Genomic DNA, 17,397 nt, shown 5'->3' on the forward strand with positions numbered 1-17,397 from the left:
GTGAGCGGCAAGGGCGCACCGGAGCTGTCCGTACGCGATGTGGGTGACCTCAGGGTCGCCGTCATCGCGGCACAGTGGCACGAAAAGGTGATGGACGGACTGGTGGACGGCGCCCTGCGCGCCCTGCGTGACCTGGGCATCGACGAGCCCACCGTGCTGCGGGTCCCCGGCAGCTGGGAACTCCCCGTGGTCGCCAAGGGCCTCGCGGGCCGCGGCTATGACGCGGTCGTCGCCCTCGGCGTCGTCATCCGCGGCGGCACCCCCCACTTCGACTACGTGTGCCAGGGCGTCACCCAGGGCCTCACCCAGGTCTCCGTCGACACCGGCGTCCCCGTCGGCTTCGGCGTGCTGACCTGCGACACCGAGGAGCAGGCCCTGGACCGGGCCGGACTGCCCGGCTCCAGCGAGGACAAGGGACACGAGGCGGTGACGGCCGCCGTGGCGACCGCGGCCACCCTGCGCTCAGTATCTGAACCCTGGCGCTGAGGAACCCAGGACTTGGCATAGGCTGAGCGGCACCATGTCCAATAAGACGTTCGAGCAGCTCTTTGCCGAGCTGCAGCACAAGGCCACCCACGGCGACCCCGCCACCTCCCGCACCGCCGAACTGGTCGGGAAGGGCGTCCACGCCATCGGCAAGAAGGTCGTCGAGGAGGCCGCCGAGGTCTGGATGGCCGCCGAGTACGAGGGCAAGGACGCCGCCGCCGAGGAGATCTCGCAGCTGCTGTACCACGTCCAGGTGATGATGGTCGCCCGCGGCATCTCCCTCGACGACGTCTACGCCCACCTCTGAGCCGAACCCGCCCCCCACCCCCGTAGAGAACGAACGAAGGAAGCCGACCTCATGCTGCGCATCGCCGTCCCCAACAAGGGTTCACTCTCCGGCCCTGCGGCGGACATGCTGCATGAGGCTGGCTACCAGCAGCGCCGCGAGTCGAAGGAACTGCGCATCGTCGACCCGGAGAACGAGGTCGAGTTCTTCTACCTCCGCCCCCGCGACATCGCGATCTACGTCTCCTCCGGCCGCCTCGACATCGGCATCACCGGCCGTGACCTGCTGATCGACTCCGGCGCCAACGCCGAGGTGATCCTGCCGCTCGGCTTCGCCCGCTCCACCTTCCGGTACGCCACCAAGCCGGGCACCGCCAAGGGCGTCGAGGACCTGAACGGCCTGACCGTCGCCACCTCCTACGAGGGCATCGTCGCCAAGCACCTCGCGGACAGCGGCATCGACGCCTCCGTGGTCCACCTGGACGGCGCCGTGGAGACCGCCATCGAACTGGGCGTCGCCGAGGTCATCGCCGACGTCGTCGAGACCGGCACCTCGCTGCGCAACGCGGGCCTGGAGGTCATCGGCGAGCCGATCATGAAGTCCGAGGCGGTGGTGATCCGCCGCACCGGCGCGGACACCGAGGAACCCAAGGTCCAGCAGTTCCTGCGCCGCCTCCAGGGCGTCCTGGTGGCCCGGACCTACGTGATGATGGACTACGACATCCGCGCCGAGCACCTGGAGCAGGCCGTCGCCATCACCCCCGGCCTGGAGGGCCCGACCGTCTCCCCGCTGCACAACGAGGGCTGGGTCGCCGTCCGCGCCATGGTGCCGTCCAAGGGCGCCCAGCGCGTCATGGACGACCTCTACGAGATCGGCGCCCGCGCCATCCTCACCACCGCCATCCACGCGTGCAGGCTCTGAGGGGCGGCGCACCATGTCGGAACAGGCACCGCTTCCCCCGCTTCCCCACACCTTCCGGCCGGGCCGCACCCGCGTGGTCCTGCTCACCGCGGCCGTCGCGATCTTCGCGGTCGTCGCGGCCGTCGCGCTGCTCCTCGACCGGCTCGGCCCGGGGGAGCGTGTCAGCTTCATCTTCACCGGGGCCCTGCTGTCGGCCGTGGTCGTCCTCCTGGCCCGGCCGAAGGTCGTCGCCGAGGAGTCCGGCGTGACGGTCGTCAATTTCGCCAGCACCCGCCGACTGGAGTGGGCGGAGATCATCCGGGTGAACCTGCGCGTCGGCGACCCCTGGGTCTTCCTCGACCTCAGCGACGGCACCAGCCTGGCCGCCATCGGCATCCAGCCGGGCATCGCCAAGCAGCAGGCCATCGCCGACGCGAACACCCTGCGCGCGCTGGTCGAGGCCAGGGCCCAGGAACGTCAGGGCTGACCCAGGGGAACACCCGGGTCGGCTCCGGGTGTTCACCCTGACGCACACGCCCCTGTCTTGATTAATCTGGTGGCGAGGACACGCTCCGGTGTCCTCGCCCCTGTCGTGCCGCCCGGCGCACAGGGGTTCCTGCTACCCGAGGAGTGACCCCCTCCGGCGATGGACGGATCGTCCTGTAGTACCTGCGCCGCCCCCGGCCGACATAGCGCGCACCGCTCCCGCGTCGTGCGCGCCCAGCCCCTGGCGGCGGCATCATGATCATCCCCCTGCTGCTCCTGGCAGCCGCGTTCCTGCTGATCCTCGCCAACGGCTTCTTCGTGGCCGCCGAGTTCGGCCTGGTGACCGTCGAGCGCGCGGACGCCGAGCGGGCCGCGGCCGACGGCGACCGACGCGCCCGCAAGGTCGTCGAGTCGCTCAGGGAGCTGTCCTTCCAGCTCTCCGGCACCCAGCTCGGCATCACCATCACCTCCCTGGTCGTCGGCATGCTCGCCCAGCCCGCGCTCGCCGCGGTGCTGCGCGGCCCCTTCACCGCGGCCGGTGTCCCCGAGGGCGCGGTCCCCGGGGTGACGGTGGCCGTCGGCATGCTGCTGGCCTCGGCCGTGCAGATGGTCGTCGGCGAACTCGTGCCCAAGAACTGGGCGGTGTCCCGCCCCCTCCAGGTCGCGCGCTTCGTCGCGGGTCCCCAACATGTCTTCGCACGCGTGTTCAGGCCGGTGATCGCCGCGCTGAACTCCGTGGCCAACCGCCTCGTCCGGGCCCTCGGCTTCGAACCCGCCGAGGAGCTGGCCTCCGCCCGCACCCCGGGCGAACTGGTCTCCCTGGCCCGGCACTCGGCCCGCGCGGGAGCCCTGGAGCAGGACACCGCGGACCTCTTCGTCCGCACCCTGTCCCTCGGCGACCTGACCGCGCAGGCCGTCATGACCCCGCGCGTGAAGGTCAGCGCGCTCCAGTCCTCGGCCACCGCCGAGGACGTGGTCAACCTGACCCGCGCCACCGGCCTGTCCCGCTTCCCGGTCTACCGGGAGCGGATCGACGAGGTGGTGGGCATGGTCCACCTCAAGGACGCCCTGGCCGTCCCCGTCGCCGACCGGCTGCGCACCCCCGTCGGCCGGATCGCCCGCCCGCCGCTGCTGGTCCCCGAGACCCTGCCGGTACGACCGCTGCTGGCCCGCCTGCGCAGCGAGCAGCCCATCGCGGTCGTCGTGGACGAGTACGGCGGCACGGCCGGGGTCGTCACCCTGGAGGACATCGTCGAGGAGATCGTCGGCGAGGTCCGCGACGAGCACGACAGCGTCCTCGACGAGGCACCCGAAATCGCCCCCGCCCCGCCGGAGGACGGCCGCCCCGCCTGGGACGTCGACGGCAGCTGCCGCGTCGACACCCTGACCCGCGTCGGCCTCACCGCGCCCGAGGGGCCGTACGAGACCGTCGCCGGGCTGGTCGCCGACCTCCTCGGCCGTATCCCCGCCGTGGGCGACAGGGCGGAGCTGCCCGGCTGGCGCCTCACCGTGCGCCGGGTGGGCCACTACCGGGCGGAACGCGTCCGCCTGGTCGCCGCGGCCCCGGCACCCGTACCGGCGGGCAACCCCGGTCCGTACGCCGGGCGCGGTGCGGAGGCCACCGTCGTCGCCGTCGCCGTACCGGCGACGGCGACGGCGTCCCTCGGCCCGGCAGCCACGGAGGTGGCCGCCTCGGCCGCCCACCCGGCGGTCTCCCGTGCCCTCCCCGCCCCGGAGGGCGCCCGATGAGCCTGCTCCAGCTCCTCTTCGCCGCGCTGCTCGTGCTGGCCAACGGCTTCTTCGTGGGCGCCGAGTTCGCGCTGGTGTCGGTCCGGCGCAGTCAGATCGAACCGCTCGGCACCGCCCGGGCCCGGCAGGTGCTGTACGGCCTGGAGCGGCTGCCGCAGATGATGGCGGCGGCCCAGTTCGGGATCACGGTGTGCTCGCTGACGCTGGGCGCGGTCGCCGAGCCGACCGTGGCGCACCTGCTGGAACCGTTCTTCGAGTGGATCCACCTGCCGCACGCCATGATCCACCCGCTGGGCTATGTGATAGCCCTGGCCACCGTTGTCTTCTTCCACCTCGTCATCGGCGAGATGGTCCCGAAGAACCTGGCGATGGCCGCCCCCGAGAAGGCCGCGCTGTGGCTCAGCCCGGGCCTGGTCGCCTTCGCCCGGCTGTGCCGACCGATCACGGTGGCCCTCGGCGCCTGCGCGCGGGGCGTGCTCCGGCTGTTCCGCGTCGAGCCCAAGGACGAGGTGGAGGCCGTCTTCACCAGCGAGCAGCTCAACCGCCTGGTGGAGGACTCCGGGCAGGCGGGCCTGCTCGACCCGGAGGAGGCCGAGCGCCTGGAGGACGCCCTGGAGCTGGGTTCCCGCCCGGTCACCGACGTCCTGCTGCGCCGGGAGTCCCTGATCACGGTCAGCCCTTCGGTCACCCCGGCCGAGATCGTCGGGCTGACCGCCCGCACCGGGTATTCGCGCTTCCCGGTCGCCGCGCGGGGCGGCGCCTTCATGGGCTATCTGCACGTGAAGGACGTACTCGACCTGGAGGACTCCGAGCGGGCGGTGCCGCAGCGGCTGTGGCGGCCGATGACGACCCTGCGGTCCGATCTGCCGCTGGACGACGCCCTCACCGTGATGCGCGGCGCCGCCACCCACCTCGCGCAGGTGGCGGACGCCTCCGGCAGGGTGCTGGGGCTGGTCGCGCTGGAAGACGTACTGGAGCTGCTGGTGGGGGAGGTGCGGGACCCGGCGCACCGCGATCCGGTGCACCAGGGGCCGTCATAGGGCGGACGGATCCTGCGGTCCCCGTCCCGACAGCACCTCGCCGTACGCCTGCATGAGGTCCGGCAGCCGGAGCGTGGACAGATCGTCGCGGGACAGCGTGCCGGGGTAGACGGACAGCCGTAGATCCCGGTACGCGCAGCTTTTCTCGTACAGCGTGCGCAGGAACCGTCCGTTGCCCAGCTCGTCGATCCACCCCTGGTCGACGACGTGCCCGGCGATGGCACGCAGCTCGTCGAGGGCCTCCTCGTCCCACACGTCGCCGTTCTCCGCGGCCAGCACCTCACCGATGGAGGTGAGTTCGAGGGGCCGGTAGGAGGGGAAGTCCACGCGGGTGGTGAAGCGGGAGGACAGTCCGGGGTTGGCGGCGAGCAGGCGGTCCATGCCCTCGGGGTAGCCCGCCAGGATCACCACGAGGTGGTCGCGGTTGTCCTCGGCCCGCTTCAGCAGCACCTGCAACGCCTCGTCGCCGTACGCGTCGCCCTTGCCGTACCCGGAGTTCGACAGCGAGTAGGCCTCGTCGACGAAGAGGACCCCGCCGAGCGCGGAGTCGATCAGCTCGTTGGCCTTCACCGCGGTCTGCCCGAGGTACTCGCCCACCAGGTCGGCCCGCTGCGCCTCCACCAGATGGTCGCCGCCGAGCAGCCCGAGGGCGTAGAAGACCCGGCCGAGGATGCGGGCGACGGTGGTCTTGCCGGTGCCCGAGGGGCCGGAGAACACGAAGTGCCGCTTGGGCGGCTGCACCGGCAGGCCCTGCCCGGCCCGCAGCCGCGCCATGTTCAACTGCGCCGACAGGGCCTTGACCTGCCGTTTCACCGGCTCAAGGCCGACCATCCGCTCCAGCTCGGCGAGCGCCTCGGCCAGCAGCGCCGGATCGGTGGGCCCGGCGGGCAGTGGCTGGGACGGTACGGCGTCGCGCTCGCGCACGGCCGGGTCGTTCACCGAGGGCGGCGGACCGGCGGGCGGCGGGGGATCGGGCTCGGAGAGTTTCAGGTCCCGGCCCTCGGCGTCGAAAAGCGGGTCGGTGGCGTCGAGGCCGTCGAGGTCGGGAACGACGCCGGTGAGGGTGAGCGCGAGACCGTCGGAGTCGTCGTAGCCGTCGCCCTCGGCGATCGCGGCGAGCCGGGCCGAGGTGTCCATGAACGCCGGGTCGACCCGGTGCACCGCCCGGTAGAGCGGGAGCGCGGCGGCCGAGCGGCCGGTGCCCTCGTGTGCCCGGGCCAGCCAGTAGCGCAGCTCCTTGCGCTGCGGCTGCTCGCTGCGGCAGCGCATCAGCGCGGCGGACAGCAGGGGCTCGGCCTGCCCGTACATCTCCAGGCGGACCCGGGCCATGCCGCCGAACAGCCCGGCCTCGATGCCGAGCAGCTGATCGTCCAGGAGCGGGTCGGTGTGCCGGACCAGCTGCTCCCAGTCCTTGACCAGATAGGCACGGCAGGCGTGCAGGAAGCGGACCTGCGGGTCGTCCACCGGCGGCAGTCCGGCGAGCGCCCGGTCCAGCTCCGGTACATGGCGGCCGTCGAGCCAGTGCGAGGCGTGCGCGAGCAGCAGATCGCGGGGGCTCTCCAGCACCGGCTGCACCCACCAGCCCAGCCAGTACCAGGAGTTCAGGGTGCGGCGGTGGCGGGCGCGCTGCTCACCGAAGCGTTCGCGGTGGCGGAACATCCGCAGCAGCGCGGTCGTGGTGTCGACGCGCAGCGCGTGCAGTCCGAGCCAGCCGTCCGCCATCCCGGGGTCCAGCCGCACCGCCGTGCGGAACTCCTCCTCCGCCTGCGGATAGGCGCCCATGGTGTAGGCGTCCACGCCCCGTATCCAGGCGAGGTCGGCCGGGGCCTCGGGGCCCTGCGTGCCGAAGTCCATCACGTCCCCCCACAAACCGTGCCCCCGCTGGTTCGCCGCCGGGCCGTCGCCCGTCGGACGCTTGTCGAACCGCCGTGCCCCGCCCAGGAGTTGCGGCCGTGCGGGACAGCGCCGTCCGGAAGGTCGCACCCGAGGGCATCGTACCCGTGGGTTGTCGCCCGCCGAAGGGTGCCGTAGCGGCCGTTTGACGAGGTGGGAGCAGATGGGGCGCGATGCGGGTGGTGACCGAGGGTGAGCGGGAGGCGCCTCACCGCGCCCGGGAAGAAGGGGTGAGGGCAGAACGAAGCCCCCGGTCACGGGGGAACAACCGGGGGCTTCGCGTACGGGGCGACCGCGATTGGCCGCACATTGAGAACGTAAGTCCTGTACGGCCCCCCGGTCAAGCGGAGTTGGAGCACTTGGGCAAGTTCGAAAGCAAGGGTCTTCACAGGTTCACCACATCGCGGCGGGGCGGTCACCGACCGTCATGTGCTGGTCCGTGACGCGGCTGTCCAGTGGGCCCCGGCAGCATCTCGTATCCCGCTGATTCCTGCCGTATCAGCAGGTCCGCGAAGGGCCGGGAGGGGTCGGCGGTGAAGTGCCGCCGCTCGGCGCGGACCCAGCCGTCCCAGAAGTCCCGCAGTTCCGCCCCGTCCCGGGAGCGACCGCGCCGCCAGGACTCGGCCGGGGGCAGCTCCATCCAGAGCAGCCGGGCCAGATGGGGGCGCAGGACGCGGCGTCCGGCGCCGACCCCCTCGATGAGTACCACCGGCGCGGGCTCCAGTGCGCGGGGCGGACCGAAGCACCGGGCCTGCCAGTCGTACGGGGTGAAGTGCGCCGTCTCGCCGCGCCGGAGCGGCTCGATCACCTGGGCCAGCAGGCGGTCGGTCCACTCGAACAGCTCGGCGTGGCTGGCGATGTCGTCCAGGTGCAGCACCGGGGCGTCGTCGAGCGCGGCGGACAGCCGCCCGGCGAACGTGGACTTGCCCGACCCCGCGTGCCCGTCGACGCCGATCAGCCGGACCGGGCCGCAGGACGGCGGCAGGGCGCGCAGGGCGTCGGCGAGGGGGGCGAGCCCGGCCGGGCGGAGGAGGCGACGAGGGGACGGCACGCCCTCCATCATCCCCTGCCGTTGGGCTGCGGCGCTCCAGGTGACTCCACTGGTCGAGACCAATATTGGTGGACGCGCCATGGCCCCAAGTGCTGGCCGGACGGCCCGGTCAGCGTTCATAGTTGGCCCACGATCCAAGCACTGACCTGCCCCGACTTCGACACCTGGGGGTCTTTCGCCCATGAGCAGAGCCGAACAGCCGTCCCGCAGAACCCTCCTGGCCGCCGCGGTCGTCGCCGCGGTGGGCAGCGGCGCGGGAGGGGCGGTGGCCCACGCGGCCAGCAACGCCCCGGGCACCGCCCAGGCCCCGGCCCGCCCCATCGACAACCGCGCCTGGACGTCGTACACCGACTGGCGCACGGGTGCGGCGCGCGGCACCCGTGCCGTCGGCGGCGCCCGGCCCGGCCTGGTGATCGGCACGCCCGCCGGGAGCGCCGACTACACCGACCCGCACACCGGGCGCGGCGCCGCCTGGGAGTACGCGACCTGGACCTCCCCCGTGCACCGGCCCAAGGTGCCCTCGACCGAGGTGATCGCCTCCTGGAACGCCCACACCCCCGGCGGCACCTGGCTCCAGGTCGAGCTGAAGGGCACCTACTCCGACGGCACCGACACCCCCTGGTACGTCATGGGCCGCTGGGCGGCGGGCGACGAGGACATCCGGCGGACCTCGGTGGACGACCAGGGCGACGGCAAGAGCAGTATCTGGACGGACACGTTCGCCATCGACGACGCCGCGTCGGGGCTGCGGCTGACCGCGTACCGGCTGCGGCTCACCCTCTACCGCAGGCCCGGCACCAAGCTCACCCCGACCGTGTGGCGGCTCGGCGCGATGGGCTCCGACATCCCCGACCGCTTCACCGTGCCCGCCACCGCCCCGGGCCTGGCCCGCGAGCTGATCGTCCCGCGTTACTCGCAGGAGACCCACGTCGGCCAGTACCCCGAGTACGACAACGGTGGCGAGGCCTGGTGCAGCCCCACCTCCTCGCAGATGATCGTCGAGTACTGGGGCGGCCGTCTCACCGACGAGCAGCTGTCCTGGGTCGACCCGGCCTTCGCCGACCCGCAGGTCTGCCACGCGGCCCGGTACACCTACGACTACCAGTACGCGGGCTGCGGCAACTGGCCCTTCAACGCCGCCTACGCCGCCACCTTCGACGGCATCCAGGGCGTGGTCACCCGGCTCGGCTCGCTCACCGACCTGGAGACGCTGATCGCGGCGGGCATCCCGGCCATAACGTCCCAGTCGTTCCGCGAGGAGGAGCTGACCGGGGCCGGGTACGGCACCTCCGGCCATCTGATGACCGTGATCGGCTTCACCGCCGACGGCGACGTGATCGCCAACGACCCGGCCTCGCCGAGCAACGAGGCGGTGCGGCGCGTCTACCGGCGGCGGGAGTGGGAGAACATCTGGCTGCGTACCAAGCGGTACAACGCCTCCGGCAAGGTCGTCTCCGGCACGGGCGGCGTCTGCTACCTGTACTTCCCGGCCCGGCCGACCGCGCGCCAGCGCGCCGCGCTGCAGGCGGTCGGGGTGTGCTGAGCCGCCCCCGGCTGTGACCAACCTCTCGGCCGTACGGGGGGCAGGCGGTGGCAGGGTGGACGGATGACCGCACACCCCGCCACCGCCGCCCTCGTCCGAACCGGCGGCCCGCTCGTCCGTACCGGCGGCCCCAAGGACGACGGCCCGAAGATCGTCGAGCAGGCCCTGGGATGGGTCCTCGTCGTGGTCGTCGCCATGCTCGTGACCCAGCTCGGCCTGCTCTGACCCCGGCCCTCCGGCTGTGACCTGACCCACTGGCCGACCTGCCATACTGCCGTGGAGTCCCGCCGCCCCCCGGAGACCAGGGTCGAAATTGAATATCAGTCAACAGCGCGCCACCGCCGACGCCGCCCGTCCCCGGGTCCGCGGCACCGAGCGCTCCCTGGCGCGCCGCGCCGAACTCCTCGCCATCGGGCGGCGGCTGTTCGCCGACAGGTCCTACGACGCGCTCTCCATGGACGACATCGCCCGCCAGGCCCATGTCGCCAAGGGGCTGATCTACTACTACTTCCAGTCCAAGCGCGGCTACTACCTCGCGATCGTCCAGGACTCGGTCGCCGACCTCGTCGACTTCGCGGCCCGTGAGGCCGAACTGCCCCAGCTGGACCGGGTGCACCGCACCGTCGAGAGCTATCTGCGCTACGCCGAGCACAACCAGGCCGCCTACCGCACCATCGTCAGTGGCGGCGTCGGCTTCGACACCGAGGTCCAGGCCATCCGGGACGGCGTCCGCGAGGCGATCGTCGACACCATCGCCGACGGGGCGTACGGCAGCCGGGACGTGGCGCCGGTCGCCCGCATGGGGCTGCTCGGCTGGGTGTGCGGCGTCGAGGGCGCGACGCTGGACTGGATCGACCGGCCGGGGCTGTCCCGCGAGACGATGCGGGAGCTGCTGGTGAGGACGCTCGGGGGGACGCTGCGGGCGATCGAGGAGCTGGATCCCGCGTACCGGGCTCCCGCTCCGGCCCGCCGGGACGGCTGACGCGGGGCGGCGGGCCGGTGGTTCCGGGGCGGGGGCGTGGGGGAGCCTCCCGGGGTTGGTCCACGGGGCCGCCCGAGGGGTCCCGGCGCCTCTGGCGTTCCATGCCGTGAGCGGGCGGGTACGTGTTTGAAGTGAGCGGTCGTTAACCGGTGACGGGAGGTTCTCCATCGGGCATACTCACAGCGCAGCCGCTGGTCAGCCGCTTCCGAGACCCGGGAGCGGGAGCACCGGCGGATGCCGTGAGACCCGGCGGAGCCGCCACCACCCGAGACGGTGCCCGCCGCTGTGCCCGAAAGGGAGGAGAGCGTTTCCATGCCCGACCGCGCCCCGCACCCGGTGGACCGTCAACTGCCCACGGACGAGGCCCGGGACCTGATCTCGCTCGTCCGTGACATCGCACAGCGCGAGATCGCCCCGCAGGCGGCCGAGGAGGAGGACGCCGGCCGCTTCCCGCGCGAGATCTTCTCCCTGCTGTCCCGGTCGGGCCTGCTCGGACTGCCGTACGACTCCGAGTACGGCGGCGGTGACCAGCCGTACGAGGTCTACCTCCAGGTCCTGGAAGAACTGGCCGCCGCCCGCCTCACCGTCGGCCTCGGCGTCAGCGTGCACACCCTGGCCTCCTACGCCCTCGCCGCCTACGGCTCCAAGGAGCAGCAGGTCGAGCACCTGCCCGCGATGCTCGGCGGCGGTCTGCTCGGCGCCTACTGCCTGTCCGAGCCGTCGTCCGGATCGGATGCCGCGTCGCTGCGGACGAAGGCGGTGCGCGACGGCGACGACTGGGTGATCACCGGCACCAAGGCCTGGATCACCCACGGCGGCGTCGCCGACTTCTACACCGTGATGGCGCGCACCGGCGAGGAGGGCCCGCGCGGGATCACCGCGTTCCTGGTGCCCGGCGACGCCCCGGGGCTGAGCGCCGCGGCGCCGGAGAAGAAGATGGGCATGAAGGGCTCGCCCACCGCACAGGTCCACCTCGACGGCGTACGCGTCCCGGACGGCCGCCGCATCGGCGACGAGGGCCAGGGTTTCGCGATCGCGCTCTCCGCGCTCGACTCCGGGCGGCTCGGCATCGCGGCCTGCGCGATCGGCGTGGCCCAGGCGGCGCTGGACGAGGCGGTGTCGTACGCGGCCGAGCGGCGGCAGTTCGGCAAGCCGATCGCCGACTTCCAGGGGCTGCGCTTCATGCTCGCCGACATGGCGACCCAGATAGAGGCGGGCCGCGCGCTGTACCTGGCGGCGGCCCGGCTGCGGGACGCGGGGCGGCCCTTCGCCCGGCAGGCCGCCATGGCGAAGCTGCACTGCACCGACACGGCGATGCGGGTCACCACCGACGCCGTACAGGTCCTCGGCGGGTACGGGTACACCGCGGACTTCCCTGCCGAGCGCTATATGCGCGAGGCCAAGGTGCTCCAGATCGTCGAGGGCACGAACCAGATCCAGCGGATGGTCATCGCCCGCCATCTCGTGGGCCCGGAGACCCGCTGAACTGTCCCGGCAGCACCAGGGGCGCCGCCAGCCGGACCCACTCCGGGTCGTGGCGCCCCGGCAGGGTGCGGCCGTGGCCCGCCCAGGTCTGGAGCAGATCCCGGTAGATCGGCGGGTCCGACAGCTGCGGCGGAGGCGGCTGTGCGGGCAGCGGAACCGATTCGGCGGGGCGGCGGACGAAGATCTGGCGCTGCCGCCCGGTCGCCGACGGGGTGGCCGACTGAATGGGGGTCATACCCGGCCAACGCGGGAGCAGGCGGGCAGGTCACCGGCGCACGGAATCGGGAGTGCGTTCCCGGAGCGCTCCGGCGCGTGCGTGCCGGACCCGCACCACGGCAGGCTGGGGCTGTGGTGCGGGGTGGCTACGGGGTGTCGCGAGGTGCGTCAGGAAGGCGCTGTGACGCGAGAGGCGTCGGCGGCCCGGCGTGACGTGGCTCAGGCGGCCTGACGGGAGGTGTCCACGGCGGCGTGGTGCCGCATCGCGGGGACCCTGATCGGGCGTGAACCCGGACCGCCCACGTGCGAGAAGGGCTGCATCCGCCAGTCGAGCCCCTGAGGGAGCGTCAACAGCAGGGCGGTGTCCTGCTCCTGCGGTTCCACGGTCTCGTCGGCGGGGCGGGCGTCCGAGGCCCGGCGGCCCGTACCCGCGCAGACCGTGAGGCCGAACGGGTTCCACGGCGAGGCGCACAGCGCGTGCTCCGGCAGGACCTCCTCGTCCGCCAGCAGGGCGATGGGCTGGGCGCAGTCCGGGCAGACCACCCGGTACATCTCGAAGGTGTCGTACGCGTCAAGCTCGTCGGCGTCGAAGTCGTCGGGTTCGACGCCCTCCGGCGTGGGCTCGACGACAAGCTGCTGCCGCTTGGGTGCGGTGCGACCAGGGCGCTTAAGACTCTGCATGGGATTCTCCCCCTCGGGCTGGGCCGTGAAGGCGCTGCGGCCTCGACCACACCAAGCACTTCCCGTCCCGCATCCGGGGTAATCACGGGAACATTACGGAGCCCGTTCGAGGGGTGTGGTCTTCGTCACATGCCGCCCGCAGGTGCCCGGCCCGGCGCTTTTGTCCCCTGAGGGCGGCCCGGTCCGTTCTGCCGAGGTATCCGCGGAGATCAAGCGCACTGTAGGTTCTGCGCCATGGAGGAGCTGGACCGTCAGATCGTGCAGCTGCTCGTCAAGGACGGGCGGATGAGCTACACCGACCTGGGCAAGGCCACGGGCCTGTCCACGTCGGCCGTGCACCAGCGGGTGCGTCGGCTGGAGCAGCGTGGCGTCATCCGCGGCTACGCCGCGGTGGTCGACCCCGAGGCCGTGGGGCTGCCCATGACGGCCTTCATCTCGGTGAAACCGTTCGATCCCAGCGCGCCGGACGACATCGCGGACCGGCTGGCGGGCGTTCCCGAGATCGAGGCGTGCCACAGCGTCGCGGGCGACGAGAACTACATCCTCAAGGTGCGGGTCGCCACCCCGCACGAGCTGGAGGAACTGCTGGCCCGGCTGCGGTCGTTGGCGGGGGTGTCCACGCGGACGACGGTCGTGCTGTCGACGCCGTACGAGGCACGGCCGCCGCGGGTGTGACGGTCGTACCGCCGGTGCGGGTGACCGGTGGCTGATCGCGCAGTTGCCCGCGCCCCTGGGCGGCGTTGTGGGTGACCCCTGTGCAGCGGGTTCCCGGCGTGGGGTGAGACTGGTGCGCATGAGTGAGCGCACCGAGCCGGTCAAGACCGTTCTGCTTCGTCGTGGAGAGGTCCACAGTCCCGCCGATCCCTTCGCCACCGCCATGGTCGTCGAGCGGGGTCAGGTGGCCTGGGTCGGCTCCGAGGGGGCGGCGGACGCGTTCGCGGACGAGGCGGACGAGGTCGTCGACCTGGACGGCGCGCTGGTCACCCCGGCGTTCACCGACGCCCATGTGCACACCACCGCCACCGGTCTCGCGCTGACCGGCCTCGACCTGTCGGCCGCGCCCACCCTGGACGCGGCCCTCGGTCTGGTCCGGGAGTTCGCCGCCGCCCGCCCGCACGACCGCGTGCTGCTCGGGCACGGCTGGGACGCCGCCCGGTGGCCCGGTGGGCGCCCGCCGACGCGCGCCGAACTCGACGCGGCCACCGGCGGGCGGCCCCTGTACCTCAGCCGGATCGACGTGCACTCCGCGGTCGTCACCACGGCCCTGCTGGACCTGGTCCCCGGCGAGGTCACCCGGGAGGACCGCCCGCTGACCGCCGACGACCACCACGCCGTACGGGCCGCCGCGCTCGGGGCCGTCACCCCGCTCCAGCGCACCGAGGCCCAGCGCGCCGCCCTCGCGCACGCCGCCTCGCTCGGCATCGGCACGGTCCACGAGTGCGCCGGACCGGAGATCTCCGCCGAGGACGACTTCACCGGGCTGCTGCGGCTGGCCGGTGCGGAGGACGGGCCGCGGGTGGTCGGCTACTGGGCGGAGCGCGATGTGGAGCGGGCGCGGGAGCTGGGGGCCGTCGGCGCGGCCGGGGACCTGTTCGTCGACGGGGCGCTCGGCTCCCACACCGCCTGTCTGCACCAGCCGTACACCGACGCGGACCACACCGGCACCGCCTACCTGGACGCCGACGCCGTCGCCGCGCATGTCGTCGCCTGCACCGAGGCGGGGCTCCAGGCGGGCTTCCACGCCATCGGCGACGCCGCGGTGAGCACGGTCGTCGACGGGGTGCGCGCCGCCGCCGAGAAGATCGGCCTGGCCCGCGTACGCGCCGCCCGGCACCGGATCGAGCACGCCGAGATGCTCACCCCCGACACCGTCGCCGCCTTCGCCGAGCTGGGGCTGACGGCGTCCGTGCAGCCCGCCTTCGACGCGCTGTGGGGCGGCGAGGACGGCATGTACGCCCAGCGGCTCGGCGCCGAGCGGGCCCGCACCCTGAACCCCTTCGCCGCGCTGCTGCGCGCCGGGGTCCCGCTCGCCTTCGGCTCCGACAGCCCGGTCACCCCGCTCGACCCGTGGGGCACGGTCCGCGCCGCCGCCTTCCACCACACGCCCGAGCACCGGATCTCGGTGCGGGCGGCGTTCACCGCGCACACGCGCGGCGGCTGGCGGGCGATCGGCCGGGACGACGCCGGTGTGCTGGTGCCGGGCGCGCCCGCGGACTACGCCGTGTGGCGCACCGGCGACCTCGTCGTCCAGGCCCCCGACGACCGGGTGGCACGCTGGTCGACCGACCCGCGCTCCGGCACCCCCGGGCTGCCTGATTTGAGCCCTGGCTCCGAGCTGCCCGTATGCCTGCGTACGGTGGTCGGCGGCCGGACCGTGTTCGTACGGCCGGGCGAGTGATCTACGGGGGCGGCGCTGTGGCCGCCCCCGCCCGCCACCCCTCCCACGACCTGCGCATCCTCGCCGCCGACCGGCGAGCGGACGGAAGACCGGCCGGTCCGGCGACTGTTGACAGGCAGCGGCCGGGGGCCGGTAGGTTCGGCCGGGTCCACCATCGGACGCCCGACCGGGGAACCTCCGCGCACTCGGCGCGGCGCCGCTGGGTCAGGGACGGTGTACCGCACCGGGGCACCGCCACTGGGAGCCAGGCTCAGCGTCCGCGCTGGCCGAGGGAAGGTTCCGGCCGGTCGGCAAGGTGTGACCGGGGTGGGGCCCGCGCGCTCAGTAGACAACGGCTTCAGGTCGATCCGCAGCCAGCGGGTCCCAGGTCGGACCGAAGGGCGCCGGGCCCCCATCCGCCGCATCCGGGCGAAAGACACCGAAAGAACTGATCCCTACCCCGAACTTCGGCGATCGACACCGGAATACCAACGTCCCCTCACGTCGGCGCAGGCCGCGAGCACTATGGTGGACCTCTGCGTACGGACTTGAAGGGGCAGCAGTGAACGACGGCGACGGGACCCTCGCGGCACAGGACCGGGCGAGGCGCTTCGGTCCGCTCGGCACGGCTCTGGTGATCATCCCGACCTACAACGAGGCCGAGAACATCGCGTCGATCGTCGCCCGGGTGCGCGAGGCCGTCCCCGAGGCGCACGTCCTGGTCACCGACGACAACAGTCCCGACGGCACCGGCAAGCTGGCCGACGAACTGGCCGCCTCCGACGACCACGTCCAGGTGCTGCACCGCAAGGGCAAGGAAGGGCTCGGCGCCGCCTATCTCGCGGGCTTCCGCTGGGGTCTGGAGCACGGCTTCGGCGTACTGATCGAGATGGACGCCGACGGCTCGCACCAGCCCGAGGAACTGCCCCGGCTGCTGACCGCGCTCAAGAACGCGGACCTCGCGCTCGGCTCGCGCTGGGTGCCCGGCGGGCGGGTGGTGAACTGGCCCAAGGGCCGGGAGTTCATCTCCCGTGGCGGGAGCCTCTACTCGCGCGTGCTGCTGGACGTGCCGATCCGTGATGTCACCGGCGGCTACCGCGCCTTCCGCCGCGAGACCCTCGAAGGGCTCGGTCTGGAGGAGGTGGCCTCGCAGGGGTACTGCTTCCAGGTCGACCTCGCCCGCCGCGCCGTCAGGGCCGGTTACCACGTCGTCGAGGTGCCGATCACCTTCGTGGAGCGCGAGCACGGCGACTCCAAGATGAACCGCGACATCCTGGTGGAGGCGCTGTGGCGGGTCACCACCTGGGGGGTGGGGGAGCGGGTGGGCCGCGTCCTGCGGCGCCGCTGACGGTCCCGGAAGACCTGGCCGCCCCGCTTATCCCGTGCTGAGCCGGGGCCAGGCACACTGGAGGCATGACGACTGGCGCTCAGACCTCCGCCCAACCTGCCCGGCCCCCGCGCTCCCGGCTGCGGACCTTCCTGCCGCTGGGCGTCGCGGCCTGGCTGGTGCTGGAGATCTGGCTGCTGACCGTGGTCGCGGACGCGGCGGGCGGCCTTACGGTGTTCCTGCTGCTGATCGCCGGGCTGGTGCTCGGCACCGTGGTCATCAAGCGGGCGGGCAGGCGCGCCTTCCAGAACCTCAACGAGGCGATGCAGCGGGGCACGGCCCCCTCGCGCGGGGGTGGCAACGGCCTGATGATGCTGGGCGGTCTGCTGCTGATGATGCCCGGCCTGATATCGGACGCGTTGGGCCTGGTCCTGCTGGTGCCGCCGGTCCAGAAGGCGCTGAGCCGCCGCGCCGAGCGCACCTTCGAGCGCAGACTCCGCACCGCCCGCCCCGGCACCCTGGGCGACGCCTTCCAGCAGGCCCGGATGCACCGCCCCGACGGCAAGGTCGTCCAGGGCGAGGTCATCAGGGACGAGCCCGAGCCACGGGACCGGCCGGAGGGGCCGCGCCCCCCGCTCGATCGCTGAGCTGGGCTGGCCGGGTCCCCTGCTTGCCGCTGGGCTGAAACCCGCTGCTCCGTGGGGTCGCCGCGAGGGACGGTGCCCGCTGCCCGGCCGCTGGGCATCTCCGTAGCCCGGCCGCTGGCCGTGCCCCTTGCCCGGCCGCTGGGCGTGCCCGCCACCCGACCGTTGGGCTGGGCCGCCGTCGCCCGCTCGGCCGCCGGGTGGGCCCCGTCACCCGAATCCGCGCACGCCAACGACCGCGGGCGCCGTAC

The 17,397-nt window shown here is 73.0% G+C and carries 18 protein-coding genes; 14 read left to right on the forward strand and 4 right to left on the reverse strand.

Annotated elements, in window-relative coordinates; all coding sequences use genetic code 11:
• The 6 genes from ribH (at position 1) to ACFVQG_RS23835 (ending at position 4,947) form a co-directional block, all read left to right on the forward strand.
• A complete protein-coding gene (gene ribH / locus ACFVQG_RS23810; RefSeq protein WP_383386828.1) occupies positions 1-486 on the forward strand; it encodes a 6,7-dimethyl-8-ribityllumazine synthase in 486 nt (161 codons plus the stop codon).
• 34 nt (positions 487-520) lie between these two features.
• The gene (locus tag ACFVQG_RS23815) at positions 521-793 is read left to right on the forward strand and encodes a phosphoribosyl-ATP diphosphatase (RefSeq protein ID WP_383386836.1); all 273 of its coding nucleotides are present in this window, start codon (positions 521-523) and stop codon (positions 791-793) included.
• Positions 794-844: 51 nt separating this feature from the next.
• A complete protein-coding gene (gene hisG, locus ACFVQG_RS23820) occupies positions 845-1,693 on the forward strand; it encodes an ATP phosphoribosyltransferase (RefSeq protein WP_383386839.1) in 849 nt (282 codons plus the stop codon).
• A 13-nt stretch (positions 1,694-1,706) separates the two neighbouring features.
• Entirely contained in the window at positions 1,707-2,159 is a 453-nt protein-coding gene (locus tag ACFVQG_RS23825) for a PH domain-containing protein (RefSeq protein ID WP_383386845.1), read from the forward strand.
• A 254-nt stretch (positions 2,160-2,413) separates the two neighbouring features.
• Positions 2,414-3,907: a hemolysin family protein gene (locus ACFVQG_RS23830; RefSeq protein ID WP_383386848.1), complete on the forward strand. Its 1,494-nt coding sequence runs from the start codon at positions 2,414-2,416 to the stop codon at positions 3,905-3,907.
• Entirely contained in the window at positions 3,904-4,947 is a 1,044-nt protein-coding gene (locus tag ACFVQG_RS23835; RefSeq protein ID WP_383386851.1) for a hemolysin family protein, read from the forward strand. Before ACFVQG_RS23830 ends, ACFVQG_RS23835 begins: the two co-directional genes overlap by 4 nt.
• Here ACFVQG_RS23835 and ACFVQG_RS23840 read toward each other — a convergent pair.
• Positions 4,942-6,801, reverse strand: a complete 1,860-nt coding sequence (locus ACFVQG_RS23840) for an AAA family ATPase (protein ID WP_383386854.1) — start codon at positions 6,799-6,801, stop codon at positions 4,942-4,944. The genes ACFVQG_RS23835 and ACFVQG_RS23840 overlap by 6 nt on opposite strands.
• A gap of 454 nt (positions 6,802-7,255) precedes the next feature.
• Complete coding sequence (locus ACFVQG_RS23845; protein WP_383386857.1) at positions 7,256-7,891, reverse strand: uridine kinase; 636 nt, start codon at positions 7,889-7,891, stop codon at positions 7,256-7,258.
• A 181-nt stretch (positions 7,892-8,072) separates the two neighbouring features.
• Between ACFVQG_RS23845 and ACFVQG_RS23850 the strand changes: the two genes are divergently transcribed.
• From ACFVQG_RS23850 to ACFVQG_RS23865, 4 genes are all read left to right on the forward strand, one after another.
• Positions 8,073-9,434: a peptidase C39 family protein gene (locus ACFVQG_RS23850; protein WP_383386860.1), complete on the forward strand. Its 1,362-nt coding sequence runs from the start codon at positions 8,073-8,075 to the stop codon at positions 9,432-9,434.
• A gap of 63 nt (positions 9,435-9,497) precedes the next feature.
• The gene (locus ACFVQG_RS23855) at positions 9,498-9,659 is read left to right on the forward strand and encodes an SCO1431 family membrane protein (RefSeq protein WP_383386863.1); all 162 of its coding nucleotides are present in this window, start codon (positions 9,498-9,500) and stop codon (positions 9,657-9,659) included.
• A gap of 88 nt (positions 9,660-9,747) precedes the next feature.
• Positions 9,748-10,416, forward strand: a complete 669-nt coding sequence (locus ACFVQG_RS23860; protein ID WP_383386866.1) for a TetR/AcrR family transcriptional regulator — start codon at positions 9,748-9,750, stop codon at positions 10,414-10,416.
• A 312-nt stretch (positions 10,417-10,728) separates the two neighbouring features.
• Entirely contained in the window at positions 10,729-11,901 is a 1,173-nt protein-coding gene (locus tag ACFVQG_RS23865) for an acyl-CoA dehydrogenase family protein (RefSeq protein WP_383386869.1), read from the forward strand.
• Here the strand turns inward: ACFVQG_RS23865 and ACFVQG_RS23870 are convergent.
• On the reverse strand, positions 11,864-12,136 hold the full coding sequence (locus tag ACFVQG_RS23870; protein WP_383386872.1) for a hypothetical protein: 273 nt from the start codon (positions 12,134-12,136) through the stop codon (positions 11,864-11,866). The genes ACFVQG_RS23865 and ACFVQG_RS23870 overlap by 38 nt on opposite strands.
• Positions 12,137-12,336: 200 nt before the next feature.
• Positions 12,337-12,798, reverse strand: coding sequence for a hypothetical protein (locus tag ACFVQG_RS23875; protein ID WP_383386875.1), 462 nt, complete (start codon positions 12,796-12,798; stop codon positions 12,337-12,339).
• 234 nt (positions 12,799-13,032) lie between these two features.
• Between ACFVQG_RS23875 and ACFVQG_RS23880 the strand changes: the two genes are divergently transcribed.
• From ACFVQG_RS23880 to fxsA, 4 genes are all read left to right on the forward strand, one after another.
• Positions 13,033-13,473, forward strand: coding sequence for an Lrp/AsnC family transcriptional regulator (locus ACFVQG_RS23880; protein ID WP_016434164.1), 441 nt, complete (start codon positions 13,033-13,035; stop codon positions 13,471-13,473).
• A gap of 118 nt (positions 13,474-13,591) precedes the next feature.
• On the forward strand, positions 13,592-15,196 hold the full coding sequence (locus ACFVQG_RS23885) for an amidohydrolase (RefSeq protein ID WP_383386879.1): 1,605 nt from the start codon (positions 13,592-13,594) through the stop codon (positions 15,194-15,196).
• 541 nt (positions 15,197-15,737) lie between these two features.
• Positions 15,738-16,523 (forward strand): polyprenol monophosphomannose synthase, encoded by a 786-nt coding sequence (locus tag ACFVQG_RS23890; RefSeq protein WP_383386882.1) that lies wholly within the window; start codon positions 15,738-15,740, stop codon positions 16,521-16,523.
• Between the two features lie 65 nt (positions 16,524-16,588).
• Entirely contained in the window at positions 16,589-17,149 is a 561-nt protein-coding gene (gene fxsA / locus ACFVQG_RS23895; protein ID WP_383386885.1) for an FxsA family membrane protein, read from the forward strand.
• Positions 17,150-17,397 lie beyond the last annotated feature (248 nt).

This window comes from Streptomyces sp. NPDC057877 (assembly GCF_042796855.1).
GTDB lineage: Bacteria > Actinomycetota > Actinomycetes > Streptomycetales > Streptomycetaceae > Streptomyces.